Here is a 12700-nt window from a genome sequence, read left to right on the forward strand (position 1 = left end):
CACATTTCCCCCCGGCCCGTGAGGCGGGGAAATACCCGGATGGCCCGCCCCCGGGTGCCTGATTTACAATTAAAAGAATGAGGCCGCTCCGGGCCGCCGGGGGCGGCGGTGGAGGGCCTGGCCATGGTGATCGAGGGCCGGAATCTCATCGGCGGCGAATGGGTTTCAGCGGCGGGCGGCGCCGCGTTCGAGAGCGTGAACCCCGCGCGGACGGACGAAGTGATCGGCCGCTTCCCGCGCTCGGGGGCGAAGGACGCCGAGCGGGCCGTGGCGGCGGCGAAGGAGGCTTTTCCCGGCTGGCGGGCGCTCTCGCGCATCCGGCGGGGGGAGTTCTTCGACGCCTTCGTCCAGCTCGTGAAGGCCGAGCAGGAGCCCCTGGCCGATCTCCTCGCCCGCGAGTGCGGGAAGCCCCGGAACGAGGCCCTGGCCGACGTGGTCGAGGGTATCCACATGGCGCAGTACGTCTTCGGCGCCTCGCGGATGCCGCTGGGCGAGGTGCTGGCCAGCGAGTTCGCCGCGAAGGACTCCTCCGTCGTCCGCAAGCCCAAGGGCGTGATGGCCGTCATCACCCCCTGGAACTTCCCCTTCGCCATCCCCCTCTGGCTCCTGGGCCCCTCCCTGGTGGAGGGCAATACCGCCGTCTTCAAGCCCTCCGAGGACACCCCCGCCGTGGGCCACCGCCTCGCCGAGCTGATGCGCGAGGCGGGCTTCCCGGACGGGGTCGTGAACCTCCTCCAGGGCACGGGCGAGGAGGCGGGCGACCCCCTCATCCGCCACAAGGACGTGGAGGCCGTGCTCTTCACGGGCTCCTTCGAGGTGGGCCAGCTCATCCGCAAGGCCTGCGCCGAGAGCGAGCACCGCCTCGCCGTCTGCGAGATGGGCGGCAAGAACGCCCTCATCGTGCTCAAGGACGCGCGCATGGACCTGGCCGTCCGCGCGGGGCTCCTGAGCGCCTTCAAGACCGCCGGCCAGCGCTGCGTGAGCGCGGGGCGGATTCTGATCGAGGAGCCGCTCTACGAGGAATACTGCCGCCGCTTCGCCGGGCTGGCCGCGCGCATCCGGGTGGGGGACCCCCTCGACCCGGCCATGTTCATGGGGCCCCTCATCAACGAGGCCGCGGTCCAGAAGGTCACGGGCTACAACAAGCTCGCCCGGGAGGAAGGGGGCGAGATCCTGCTCGACCGGGCCGAGCTCCCCGACGGGGAGCGCCGCGGGGGCCACTTCATGGGGCCCTTCGTCTACAAGCTGGCGCCCAGCCCGAAGAGCCGCGTGCTGCGCGAGGAGGTATTCGGCCCCCACGTGGCCCTCGTGCCCGTGCGGGACCTCGACCACGCCATCGAGGTCTACAACGACACCCCCTACGGCCTCGCCTGCGCCGTCGCGACCGAGGACTACCGCAAGGCGCGGCGCATCCAGCGCGAGTGCGAGTTCGGCCTGGGCTACGTAAACCTGCCCACCATCGGGGCCGAGGTGCACCTGCCCTTCGGCGGGGTGAAGCGCAGCGGCACGGGCATGCCCTCGGCCGCGGCCCTCTTCGCCGCCGTCACCCACCAGGTGGCCTGGACGGTGAACCACGCCGAGGAAATCGAGCTGGCCCAGGGGCTGTCGTCGAAGGTGGATTGACCCGGTGGTTCGCCAACCTCTGCAGGGGCGGGGTACTCGGCTCCGCCGAAGGCTTCGCCGGAGGCAGCTGCCTCGCCCTGGGGGGAAAACGGCTCCACCCTCGCCTCTGTAGGGGCGGTTCGCGAACCGCCCCTACGGAAACCAAGCCGCCACGGCCCTTGCGCCGTTTCCCCTCCACCTCCGGGAAGGACCCAAAAACCGGTGGAGTGAAGTGTCACCCATGTACCCGGTTGCACAGAGGGGGAGATCGTCTCGGGCCGTTCCCTCCCCCCGCCCCCTCCCGGCGGGAGGGGGAAATTCGAAAGGCCTTCACCGTTGACATCCCGCGGTGCCTGGGAGCCGCCGTTCGTGTAGGGGCATTCAATTGAACGCCCCTGCGGATTCATCAGGCGGCGAGGGGATTCGATTTCCGTAGGGGCGACCGGCCGGTCGCCCCTGCATTTTGCCCTGCAGAATTGTGGCGAGGGCGGTTCGCGAACCGCCTCTACGGTCAGGGGTCACGCCGTTCAGATTATTTCCCCGGCTTCCACTCGCGCGCGAGGCGCTGGGCCTCGGCGATCTGGGCGGGGGTCATCTTCTGGGCGAGGGCGTCGCGGGCCTGGGCCGCCTGGTCCTGCGCCTCCCCGGCGGGAAGCCGCGCCGCGGCCAGGTTGAGCCACATGTGGGCTCGCACGTGGTCCTGGGGCACCCCCCGGCCCGCCTGGTACATCACGCCCAGGTTGTAATAGGCGGGCGGGAAATCCTGCGCGGCGGCCATGCGGTACCATTTCACCGCCTCGGCATGATCCTGAGGCACCCCGCGGCCGTTCTGGTGCATGAAGCCCAGGTTGTTCTGGGCCGAGGCGTGGCCCTGCCGGGCGGCCAGCCGGTACCAGCGCACGGCCTCGGCGTCGTCCCGGGGGACGCCCTGGCCCCGGGCGTACATGAAGCCCAGGTTGTTCTGGGCGGCGGGGCTCCCTTGGCGCGCGGCCAGCCGGAACAGCCGGACCGCCTCGCCGGGGTCCCCTTTCACTCCCCGGCCGTGCTGGTAGAGGATGCCCAGGTTGTTCTGGGCCGTGGGATCGCCTTGCCGGGCCGCAGGGTGGTACCACCGGGCGGCCTCGGCGTAGCTGCGCCCCACCCCCCGTCCCTCGTCGTACATGAGGCCCAGGCGAAGCTGAGCGGGGGTGCTCCCCCGAAGGGCGGCCAGCCGGTACCATTTGACCGCCTCGGCCGCATCCTGCGGGACGCCCCGCCCCTCCTCGTGGAGCTCGCCCAGGCGGAACTGCGCCTCCGGCTCCCCCGCCTCGGCCCGCGCCTGGAGGGAGGGCTGGGGGGGCTCCGCGGCGCGCTTTTCCTCGGGCCTATCCAGCGCGGCGCAGCCGGCCAGGGCGAGGACGAGGACGAGGAGAAGGTACGCGGCGAGAAGGCGTTTCATGGGTAGGGCTCCCGGGCGGCGTTGAATTATAGGGGCCGCGCGGGGATTCTTCCAAGGGGGCGGGATCTTGGGACGAGGCGCGCGTCCATGTTCTGTAGGGGCGAGGCATGCCTCGCCCCTACAGACCTGCGCGTCCACCTCCCTGTGATAAGCTTCCCCCGTCCCCCATTCGAAATGGGGCTGGAGGTTCCATGCGCGGGCGCTTCGTCACGTTCGAGGGGATCGAGGGGTCGGGCAAGTCCACCCAGCTCGGCCTCCTGCGCGCCTGGATGGAGGAGGGGGGTCTCCCCGTCCTCGCCACCCGGGAGCCGGGAGGGACGGCGCTGGGCCGGGCCATTCGCCAGGCGCTCTTGACCCCTGGCGAGGGCGCGGTGGCGCCCGAGGCGGAGCTTCTCCTCTACGAGGCCGACCGGGCCCAGCACGTGCGCGAGACCGTCCGCCCGGCGCTGGAGCGGGGCCTGAACGTGCTCTGCGACCGCTTCTTCGACTCCACCACGGCCTACCAGGCCTTTGGAAGAGGGCTCGACGGGGAGCGGGTGCGCGCGCTGAACGCCTGGGCGGCGGGGGGATTGGCGCCGGACCTGACGTTTCTTTTCGATCTTCCGGTGGAGGAGGGGCTCCGGCGGGCGCGGGGCCGGGGGCCGGGCGACCGGCTGGAGCGCGAGGCGCTGGAGTTCCACGAACGGGTGCGCCGGGGCTTCCTCGCGCTGGTGGAGCGGGAGGCGGGGCGCTTCCGGGTGATTCCCCCGGGAACGATTGAAGAGACGCACACGCGCGTTGTCGAGGCCGTGAAGGAGGCTTTCGGATGGGCTGGGAGAACCTCCGCGGCCAAGACGCGGCCGTAGCCGCCCTCCGGCGCGACCTCACCTCGGGGCGGGTGGCGCACGCCTATGTCTTCCACGGGCCGCCCGGCGCGGGGAAGGGCACGGCCGCGCGGCTCTTCGCCCAGGCCCTCCAGTGCGAGGCGCCCGAGGCGGAGAGGCCCTGCGGGGCCTGCCTCCCCTGCCGCAAGGTGGCAGGGGGCGTGCACCCGGACGTGGTGACCGTCCGGCCCGAGATGGACCGGAGCGGCAAGCCCAAGCGCTCCATCGGCATCGACGCGGTGCGCGAGCAGGTGCTGGCCCGGGCCTACCTCCGCCCTCAGGAGGGCCGCCGCCAGGCCTTCATCCTGGACAACTCGGACGAGCCGGTCACCGTGGACGCCTTCAGCGCCCTCCTCAAGACGCTGGAGGAGCCCTCGCCGGACACCCTGCTCCTTCTTCTCACCCCGAACCTGCAGGGCCTGCCCGCCACCATCGTCTCCCGCTGCCGGAAGGTGCGCTTCCGGGCCCTCGCCCGGGCGGACCAGCGCGCCGTCCTGGCCTCCCTCCAGGAGGCCGGTCGGTGGGAGGGGGAGGGGATGGAGCCGGACGAGGTCATCTCCCTCACCATGGGCCGCCTGGGGCTGGCCCTGGAGGGCGGGGCCGAGGCCTTGGCCCGGCGGCGGGAGGCCGCCCTGGAGTTCATCGAGGGGCTCTCCGCCCCTCCCGGGAAGGCGGACGAGGTCCAGCTCCTCCTCCTGGCGGGGGGGCAGGTGGCCGGGGGGGAGGCTTCACGGGAGGCGGCGGTCCGTTTTTTGGAAATGCTTCGCGGGCTGCTTCGGGATATACTGATCCTCCAGGCGGCGCCCGGGGCTGTGGAGCCCTGGCACGCGGACCTGGAGGAGACCCTGGCCGGCATCGGCCGCCGCTGGGGCATGAACGGTCTGACCGAGGCGCTCGACCGCGTGGAGGCGGCCCTCCACGATGTCGGGGTGGTGAATACGAACCCGGCCCTGACCCTCGAGGCCTTGGTGTTCGCGCTGCGGGCCACGGTGGCCCTCAACGCATAAGAGGTTGGAATGACAGAGGAAACACCAACCGGGACCTTCCAGAAGGGTTCCGATCTGCTGCCTGAAGGATATCAGCCCCCCGATCCCCGCGAGAAGATCAAGGTGGTGGGCGTCCGCGCGCGCGATGCGGCGCGGCCGGTCTACCATCTGATGGACGGCCTCTGCCTCCGCGTGGGGGACAAGGTGGTGACCGAGTCCGCCGCCGGCGAGGCCGAATGGGGCGAGGTGGTCGAGAGCCCCCGGGTGCTCGAGGCCCGCTACGTGCCGGGCCCCCTGGGGAAGGTGCTCCGCCGCGCCAGCGAAGAGGAGGTGAACCGCGTCGCCCGCGCCGTCAGCCTCGAGGCCCGCGCCAAGGCGCTCTGCCTGGAGAAGATCAAGGAGTTCGATCTCCCCATGCGGCTCATCGACGTGAAGTACGCCTTCTCGAACCAGAAGGCCACCTTCTTCTTCTCGGCGGAGGGAAGGGTCGATTTCCGGCGCCTCGTCCGCGCCCTGGCCGAGCAGCTCTCGGTGCGGGTCGAGATGCGGCAGATGGGGGCCCGGGACGAGGCGGGCATGATCGGCGGGTGCGGGGACTGCGGGCGGCAGTACTGCTGCTCGACCTTCCTCAAGGCCTTCGACCCCATCTCGGTGCGAATGGCGAAGGACCAGAACCTGAGCCTCAACCCCTCCAAGCTCTCGGGCGGGTGCGGGCGGCTCAAGTGCTGCCTCCGCTTCGAGCACTCGCACTACCTGGCGGTGAAGAAGACCCTGCCCGCCTGCAAGAAGAAGGTGGGCGGCTGCAACTGCGGGGCGACGGTGATCCGGCAGGACCTGCTGAAGGAGGAGATCACCCTCGCCCTGGAGACGGGGGACCGGCTGACGGTCCATTCGAGCCAGCTCACCCGCCTGCCCACGGGGCAGTTCGCGCTGAAGACGCCGATGGAGGTGCCTGTGGCGGCGGCGAAGGGCCGTCCCGGCGGGCGAGAATGACCAAGCCTTTCTACATCACGACGCCCATCTACTACGTGAACGACAAGCCGCACCTGGGGCACGCCTACACCACCGTCGCGGCGGACGCCAAGGCCCGCTTCCACCGGCTGCGCGGGGAGCCCGCCTTCCTCCTGACCGGGACGGACGAGAACGCCCAGAAGGTCGAGCGCGTGGCCCGCGCCGCGGGGGAGGACCCGCTCGCCTTCTGCGACGCCTACAGCGCCAAGTTCCGGGAGCTGTGGGCCAAGCTCAACATCCGCTACGACGACTACATCCGCACCACCGAGGAGCGCCACAAGCTGGGGGTGCAGGAGATCTGGCGGCGCGTCCGGGAGGCGGGCGACATCTACCTCGGCTCCTACGCCGGCTGGTACGCCGTGCGCGACGAGGCCTTCTACGCCGAGGAGGAGATCAGCGAAGGCCCGGACGGCAAGAAGGTCGCCCCCACCGGCGCCGAGGTGGAGTGGGTGGAGGAGCCGAGCTACTTCTTCCGCCTGGGCAAGTACCAGGAGCCCCTGCTCGCGCACTACCGCGCCCATCCGGAGTTCGTCCAGCCCGAGACCCGGCGGAACGAGGTGGTCCGCTTCGTCGAGAGCGGCCTGCGCGACCTCTCCGTGAGCCGCACGAGCATCAAGTGGGGCATTCCGGTGCCGGACGACCCGGCCCACGTCGTCTACGTCTGGTTCGACGCCCTGAGCAACTACCTCACCGCGGGCGGCTTCGGCCCCGGGGGCGCCGCGCCGGGAAACCCCTGGCCCGCCGACCAGCACTTCATCGGCATGGACATCATCCGCTTCCATGCCGTCTTCTGGCCCGCCTTCCTCATGTCGGCGGGGGTGCCTCTCCCCAAGCAGGTCTTCAGCCACGGCTGGTGGACGGTCGAGGGGCAGAAGATGTCCAAGAGCCTCGGGAACGCGGTGGATCCCCACTGGCTCATCGAGGAGTACGGGGTGGACCCCATCCGGTACTTCCTCCTGCGGGAGATCGCCTTCGGGCTGGACGGGGACTTCTCCCACCGCGCCCTCATCGAGCGCATCAACAGCGACCTCGCCAACGACCTGGGGAACCTCCTCCACCGCACCCTGAGCATGGTGAAGCGCTACCGGGGGGGCCGCGTCCGCCGCGCCCCGGGCGGGGAGGGGGAGGCCGAGGAGGCGCTGCGGCGGAACGCGCGCGAGTGCGCCGGGCGCTATGTGCAGCAGATGGAGGCCACCAATTTCCAGGAGGCCCTGCGGGCGGCGCTCCAGGTGGTGGGCGCGGCGAACAAGTACCTGGACTCGAGCGCCCCCTGGGCCCTGGCCAAGGAGAAGCGGGAGGAGCGCCTGGACGCCGTGCTCTACCACGCGGCGGCCTCGGCCCGGCTCGCGGCCGTGCTCGTCTCGCCGGTCATGCCCGCGGCGGCCGAGAAGATGGGCCGCCAGCTCGGCCTCCCCGAGGGCTGGCTCTCCGGGCCCTTCGACAGGCTCGCGGCGCTGGAGTCCCTGCCGGACTCCCTGGAGACGAAGCTGGGGGAGCCCGTCTTCCCCCGCATCGAGGAAGATGCGCGGGAGGAGATCCAGCGCAAGGTGGCGGCGCGCATCGCGGGGGGCGAGGCCCTTCCGGTCCCGGCGGGGGAGAAACCCGGCCCGAAGGCCGGGGAAGGGGAGGCGGACGCCGGCGGGGAGGCGGCCAATCTCGTCACCATCGACGACTTCCGGAAGCTCGACCTGCGCGCCGCCAGGGTGATGGCGGCCGAGGCCGTGCCGAAATCCAAGAACCTGCTCAAGCTCCAGGTGACGCTGGGGGGCGCGCCGCGCACGGTCGTGGCCGGCATCGCCCGGCACTACGCGCCGGAGGCCCTGGTGGGCCGGACGATCATCCTCGTGGCGAACCTCGCGCCCGCCAGGCTGATGGGCATCGAATCGCAGGGGATGCTCCTCGCCGCGCGGGACGGCGACCGACTGCTGGTCGCGGGCGTCGAGGGCGAGATTTCCCCCGGCGCAAAGATCCAGTGATGAGCCGGTCATTTTGAGGGGCGCCCATCCGGCGGCGGGCCGTTCAATCCGAGAAGGGAATTTTCTTTGCCCCCTCCCTCCGGGAGGTCGGGCCCGCATGGGCCCGAGGGGGGAGGGAAGGCCACCAAGCGATTTCCCCCACCCCAGCCCTCCCCCGGAGGGGGAGGGAAAGACAGCGGGAGCGATTTCCTGTCTTGCTTCCAAAGGGAGGAATGACAGGAATCATTCCCGGCTTTGCAGCCTGAAGGGCCTCCCCGGGAGGCCGAAGGAAACGTGATGAGCGAACAGAATCCCGGCGGCGCTCCGGGCGGAAGCCCGGGCGGTTCGAACGGAGGGGGCACTCCCCGCCCGGGAGGCGGCTTCCACCGCCGGCGCCGCGGGCGCCGGTTCGGGCGAGGCGGCCCGCCCCGTCCCGGCCAGCGCCCGCAGGGGCAGCCGGAGGCCGGGGGCGAGGGGCAGCTCCCGGCGGCCCTGCCTCCCCCTCCCGCCGCGCGCGAGGACGGCCTCGTCCTCGTGGACACGCACTGCCACCTGGCGGACGCGGCCTTCGACCGCGACCGGCGGGCCGTGGTCGAGCGCGCCCACGCCCAGGGGGTGGCCTTCATGCTCTCGGTGGGCTCGGACGCCGAGAGCAGCCGGAAGACCATCGACGTGGCGGGCTCCTTCCGCGGGGTGTACGCCGCCGTCGGGATTCACCCCCACGAGGTGAAGGGGATCGACAATAAGACGCTCCCCGCCATCGCCTCCATGGCGAGCCACTCGCGCGTGGTGGCGGTGGGGGAGATCGGCCTCGACTACTACCGCAACAACTCCCCCCAGAAGGCGCAGCGCCACTGGTTCCGCGAGCAGGTGCGCCTCGCCGTAAAGGCGGGCAAGCCGGTGATCGTCCACTGCCGCGACGCGGGGGAGGACGTGCACGCCATCCTGGCCGAGGAGAAGGTGTGGCGGGCGGGAGGGGTGGTGCACTGCTTCACGGGCGACGCCGAGCTGGCGAAGAAGTTCCTCGCCCTCGACCTCCACCTCGGGGCGGCGGGGCCCCTCGCCTTCGACGACGGCCAGGCCCTGCAGGAGGTCTTCGCCCAGGTGCCCATCGAGCGCGTCCTGGTCGAGACGGACAGCCCCTACCTCGCGCCCCCGCCCATGCGGGGCAAGCGCAACGAGCCCGCCCTGGCCTACCAGGTGGCCGAGACGCTGGCCCGGATCCACGGCCTGTCCACCGGCGAGGCGGCCCGCATCACCACCTCGAACGCCCGGCGGCTCTTCGGGATCGGGCCCGAGCGGAAGGGCGGCAGCTTGGCCTACGCGCACGAGGGCCGCCTCTACCTCAACATCACCAACCGCTGCCAGAACGCCTGCTACTACTGCGGCCTGCTGAGCGACCGCGTCTTCAAGGGCCACGACCTGACCCTGCCCTCGGAGCCCGCTGAGGAGCCGGGCGCCGCCGCCATCCTCGAGGCGGCGGGCGACCCCTCCGGCTACGACGAGGTGGTCTTCAGCGGCTTCGGGGAGCCCACCCTCCGGCTCGACGTGCTGGCGGAGGTGGCGCGGGGGCTGAGGGAGAAGGGGGCGAAGCGCATCCGCCTCGTCACGAACGGCCTGGGCAGCCGCACGGCGGGCTACGATATCGTGCCCGAGCTGCGGGGGGTCCTGGACGCCGTCTCGGTGAGCCTCCAGGCGGCGACCCCCGAGGCCTACGCCAAGGTGTGCAAGACCCAGGGCATCGAGAACCCCTACCCCTCGGTCAAGGACTTCGTCCGGAGCGCGCGGCTCCACTTCCCCGAGGTGGAGGTCACCGCCGTCCGCATGCCCGGCATCGACATCGCGGCCTGCGAGAAGGTCGCCCGCGAGGAACTGGGCGTGCCCTTCCGGGCGCGGGAGTACGTGCTGACGGATTAGCTTCTCCAAATTCCTTTCATAAGAACCCGCCCGTCGTTTCGGACACTGGTTTCGTCACCACCTCCGCCCCAGCAGGAAGCCGGCCACGAGGAGCCCCGCCCAGCCTCACCCACATGGGGGACCCTCCCCCCCAATATGGGCCGGGGCCCGCGCGGCGGTCCTCGCCCGGCCCGCGCCCTCTGGAGAAGCGCCTCTGGACCGGCTGGAAAGGACCGGACGATACATGAAAGGGAAGAAGCCAGCCCTCTTAAATCCGATCGGCAGGGGCGGGTCCTTCAGGCCCATGGGCGCTTCTTTTTTCTCTCTGCCACGAACCAGCGCGAAATTGGACGAAATTGCGGTAAGCGGCCCTCCGCCTCCGGGGTGTATCTTGCCCGAGGGGCGCGGCGCGCCCGCGCGTTTTCGCGGGGCGCAGAGCCCACACGCCCATGGAGGGAGTAACGGCGAGTAACGCTTAGTAACGGGAAAAGCCCATGAAAGGAATATGTGGCGCGGTAAGACCACCTCCGGGCGTTCATCTGTAGGGGCGGGTCTGAAACCCGCCCCCGCGGGACCGGGAGGTCCATCGGGTGGCCGTCCCGCGGCCTGTCGCGGTTAGTCTCGCTTATTGACCCAAAAAGCCCATCAAAAATAAGGTGCCGCAGCCGGATCAGGGAGAAATTTGGGCTTATCCGGCTCAGATCCGGATGTCCACGAGGCGCCCCCGGTGGGGGAGGGCGCCGGCCGGAGGAAGCCCGCCGAGGGGAGCGGGCCGGAGAAGGACGCCCTCCTCGATGGGCTCGAGGCCGAGGACGGAAAGCCCGGCGGGGGACCCGCCTGGGCCGGCGCGCGGCGGAGCGGACGTCCGTGCCGGCCCGAGGACGCCTCCCCGTCCCTCAAGCCCGGCTGAGCCGGAAGCCCGCCCAGGCCAGGTAGCCCGAGATGAGGAGCGCCGCCCAGCTCACCCACATCGGGGTGGTCCAGGCGCCGACCACGGCCGGCCAGCCGTAGAACACCCGGAACAGGTGCAGCAGGGCGATGATGGCGAAGATGGCGGCCGTGAACTGGTGGTAGGTGTGTCGCGTCATGGCGTGATCCTCCTGATTCACGCATATGGCCTCCGCCCGACGCCCGCGCACTCAGGTCAAGGCCGGACCCGGGTCAAATTTGAATATCGATGAGCCTCCCCCGGTGGGGATGAATCCCGGCTGGGGGAGTTCCCTGCGCCGGGGAGGGATGGAAGAGCGCGGCTCCCTCGTCGAGAGGCTCGAGGTCGAGGACGAGGGGCCCGGCGGCGAAGGGCGCTGGGGTCCGGCCGCCCGGCCGGGCGGGGCCGCTTTCCGCATAAGGAGGCTGGGGCCAGGGGCGGCCCGGGACGCGGAGGTCCATCCCTCATCCTCCAGGCGTCGCGGGGGTCACCGGCGCCCCCGAGCGAACGGCATGGCTGCCGGCGGGACGGGAGAGGCGGCGATCCGGACGAAATGATCCCCCGCCTCGGCCTCTCCTCCGCGCTCCCGGCGGATACCCTCCCCGCGGAGCTGGATGATCTTTCCCTCCGGGGTGTAGGGCAGGAGGAAGACCTGCCGCGTCCCGCGCAGGGTGCCCACCCGGATGGTGCCGCCCTCCCAGAGCCGGGCGCGCGGCACGGCCGCCTCGCTGTGGATGTCCGGCCCCCGGCGCCGGAAGACGGGATGGGGGCGGATCGAGACGGAGAGGTAGAGGTCGCCCGGCGCCGCGCCCGGCGCGCCCAGCCCCCCGGCGGCCCGCAGGCGGAGGATCTCGCCTTCTTCCACCCCCGCCGGGACGCGCGCGCGCAGCCGCGCGCGCTCCAGGGATTCGCCCTTCCCCCCGCAGCGGCGGCAGCCCCTCCCCGCGCAGCGCGGGCAGGGGAAGGGCTTGGGGTAGCGCAGGAGGGCCTCGCCCCCCAGGGCCGCCTGGAGGAAGGGGAGGGCGAGGCGGAAGGAGAGGTCGCGCCCCCGCCGGGGCGGCGCGGGAGGGGCGGGCGTTTCATCCTCGGCCAGCGCCAGATGGTAGGCCTCGGCCAGCTCCCGGAAGCGCTCCTCCAGGCCGGGGCGGCCGGGATGGAGGTCGGGATGGCAGGCCAGCGCGTGGCGGCGGAAGGCCCGGCGGATCGCCTCGCGCCCCGCGTCCGGGGAGAGGCCCAGCGTCTCTAAGGCGCGGGCCCGCCGGGGGAAAAGCGAGAGGGCCATGAATCGGGTCTCCGGCTAAGGTTCCTTGCACGCCCTGAAATCCGTCCGGTCGATTTGTACTGCCAATGGCATGCAGTTCAATGTGGGAAATGTACTGCCAATGGAATGCCAAAATCAAGCGGAAAAATCTGATGTCCACCGAAAATTTTGGCTTGATTTATGGTGCCATTGGCACTACATTTGCTTGGGAAAAGGCCGGTAGACCCTGTCTTTGTAGGGGCAGGGCATGCCTCGCCCCCGGGCGAGACGCGAATAGAGAGGCGGCCATGGACGACCCCAAGACCCCCGCCAAGCGCCACCACGACCGCCCCATGCAGATCCGCATGACCCAGGAGCTGCTGGACCTCATCCAGCGCGCCTCCGAGAAGTCGGGCCTCTCCACCTCGGGCTGGGTGCGGGACCGCCTCGCGCGCGTCGCCCGCCGGGAGCTGCGGGGCATTCCGGACGAAACCCCCCGCCAGTCCTACCGGGACAAGGGCAAGCCGTAGTCCTGCTCCGGCCGGGTGTGCTACCATCGGGCATCCGACGCGCGAGACGCCTTCTCCCGCCCTGCCAGGCGGACGGACGGATCGGCGCATGTGTGGCCCGCCGCCGGGCTTCCAGCGGATTTCACATCCAGGCGGTTTCGCGCAGGCGCCGGGGGGAGGTCACGCTCCCCGCGTCCCGCCAGGGGGGAAGCTCCGCCGGGAGGCGCCGGGCGGGAGAGGAATCCCGGGGAAATCCCGGGCCGGGGGGAGGA

At 71.2% G+C, this 12700-nt stretch carries 12 protein-coding genes; 8 read left to right on the forward strand and 4 right to left on the reverse strand.

Annotated features, from left to right (window positions below; all coding sequences use genetic code 11):
• Positions 1-129: 129 nt before the first annotated feature.
• Complete coding sequence (locus HYZ11_01290) at positions 130-1623, forward strand: aldehyde dehydrogenase family protein (protein ID MBI3126223.1); 1494 nt, start codon at positions 130-132, stop codon at positions 1621-1623.
• A gap of 511 nt (positions 1624-2134) precedes the next feature.
• Here the strand turns inward: HYZ11_01290 and HYZ11_01295 are convergent.
• The gene (locus HYZ11_01295; GenBank protein ID MBI3126224.1) at positions 2135-3040 is read right to left on the reverse strand and encodes a sel1 repeat family protein; all 906 of its coding nucleotides are present in this window, start codon (positions 3038-3040) and stop codon (positions 2135-2137) included.
• 191 nt (positions 3041-3231) lie between these two features.
• Here HYZ11_01295 and tmk point away from each other — a divergent pair, with 191 nt between their 5' ends.
• The 6 genes from tmk (at position 3232) to HYZ11_01325 (ending at position 10661) form a co-directional block, all read left to right on the forward strand.
• The gene (gene tmk, locus HYZ11_01300) at positions 3232-3885 is read left to right on the forward strand and encodes a dTMP kinase (GenBank protein MBI3126225.1); all 654 of its coding nucleotides are present in this window, start codon (positions 3232-3234) and stop codon (positions 3883-3885) included.
• A complete protein-coding gene (locus HYZ11_01305) occupies positions 3846-4910 on the forward strand; it encodes a hypothetical protein (protein MBI3126226.1) in 1065 nt (354 codons plus the stop codon). The genes tmk and HYZ11_01305 overlap by 40 nt, the downstream gene beginning before the upstream one ends.
• Positions 4911-4919: 9 nt before the next feature.
• Positions 4920-5882: a stage 0 sporulation protein gene (locus HYZ11_01310; GenBank protein ID MBI3126227.1), complete on the forward strand. Its 963-nt coding sequence runs from the start codon at positions 4920-4922 to the stop codon at positions 5880-5882.
• The gene (metG, locus tag HYZ11_01315; protein ID MBI3126228.1) at positions 5879-7876 is read left to right on the forward strand and encodes a methionine--tRNA ligase; all 1998 of its coding nucleotides are present in this window, start codon (positions 5879-5881) and stop codon (positions 7874-7876) included. The genes HYZ11_01310 and metG overlap by 4 nt, the downstream gene beginning before the upstream one ends.
• 276 nt (positions 7877-8152) lie before the next feature.
• Positions 8153-9772 carry a YchF/TatD family DNA exonuclease gene (locus HYZ11_01320; protein MBI3126229.1) on the forward strand — a complete coding sequence of 540 codons (1620 nt, stop codon included), beginning with the start codon at positions 8153-8155 and terminating at the stop codon, positions 9770-9772.
• Positions 9773-10478: 706 nt separating this feature from the next.
• On the forward strand, positions 10479-10661 hold the full coding sequence (locus HYZ11_01325; protein MBI3126230.1) for a hypothetical protein: 183 nt from the start codon (positions 10479-10481) through the stop codon (positions 10659-10661).
• Here the strand turns inward: HYZ11_01325 and HYZ11_01330 are convergent.
• The 3 genes from HYZ11_01330 to HYZ11_01340 all read right to left on the reverse strand — a co-directional run bounded on the left by HYZ11_01330 (position 10648) and on the right by HYZ11_01340 (position 11961).
• On the reverse strand, positions 10648-10839 hold the full coding sequence (locus HYZ11_01330) for a hypothetical protein (GenBank protein MBI3126231.1): 192 nt from the start codon (positions 10837-10839) through the stop codon (positions 10648-10650). The two genes, HYZ11_01325 and HYZ11_01330, sit on opposite strands and share 14 nt — an antisense overlap.
• A 73-nt stretch (positions 10840-10912) precedes the next feature.
• Positions 10913-11140, reverse strand: a complete 228-nt coding sequence (locus HYZ11_01335; GenBank protein MBI3126232.1) for a hypothetical protein — start codon at positions 11138-11140, stop codon at positions 10913-10915.
• Between the two features lie 26 nt (positions 11141-11166).
• Positions 11167-11961, reverse strand: coding sequence for a DnaJ domain-containing protein (locus HYZ11_01340; protein ID MBI3126233.1), 795 nt, complete (start codon positions 11959-11961; stop codon positions 11167-11169).
• Between the two features lie 266 nt (positions 11962-12227).
• Here HYZ11_01340 and HYZ11_01345 point away from each other — a divergent pair, with 266 nt between their 5' ends.
• A complete protein-coding gene (locus HYZ11_01345; GenBank protein ID MBI3126234.1) occupies positions 12228-12449 on the forward strand; it encodes a hypothetical protein in 222 nt (73 codons plus the stop codon).
• The last annotated feature ends 251 nt before the right edge of the window (positions 12450-12700 follow it).

The organism is Candidatus Tectomicrobia bacterium (genome assembly GCA_016192135.1).
GTDB lineage: Bacteria > UBA8248 > UBA8248 > UBA8248 > UBA8248 > 2-12-FULL-69-37.

Bases quoted from the DNA above. Each gene is read 5' to 3' on its own strand.
- HYZ11_01295 (MBI3126224.1), bottom strand. From the start codon at position 3,040: ATGAAACGCCTTCTCGCCGCGTACCTTCTCCTCGTCCTCGTCCTCGCC.
- tmk (MBI3126225.1), top strand. From the start codon at position 3,232: ATGCGCGGGCGCTTCGTCACGTTCGAGGGGATCGAGGGGTCGGGCAAG.
- HYZ11_01305 (MBI3126226.1), top strand. From the start codon at position 3,846: ATGGGCTGGGAGAACCTCCGCGGCCAAGACGCGGCCGTAGCCGCCCTC.
- HYZ11_01310 (MBI3126227.1), top strand. From the start codon at position 4,920: ATGACAGAGGAAACACCAACCGGGACCTTCCAGAAGGGTTCCGATCTG.
- metG (MBI3126228.1), top strand. From the start codon at position 5,879: ATGACCAAGCCTTTCTACATCACGACGCCCATCTACTACGTGAACGAC.
- HYZ11_01320 (MBI3126229.1), top strand. From the start codon at position 8,153: ATGAGCGAACAGAATCCCGGCGGCGCTCCGGGCGGAAGCCCGGGCGGT.
- HYZ11_01330 (MBI3126231.1), bottom strand. From the start codon at position 10,839: ATGACGCGACACACCTACCACCAGTTCACGGCCGCCATCTTCGCCATC.
- HYZ11_01335 (MBI3126232.1), bottom strand. From the start codon at position 11,140: ATGGACCTCCGCGTCCCGGGCCGCCCCTGGCCCCAGCCTCCTTATGCG.
- HYZ11_01340 (MBI3126233.1), bottom strand. From the start codon at position 11,961: ATGGCCCTCTCGCTTTTCCCCCGGCGGGCCCGCGCCTTAGAGACGCTG.
- HYZ11_01345 (MBI3126234.1), top strand. From the start codon at position 12,228: ATGGACGACCCCAAGACCCCCGCCAAGCGCCACCACGACCGCCCCATG.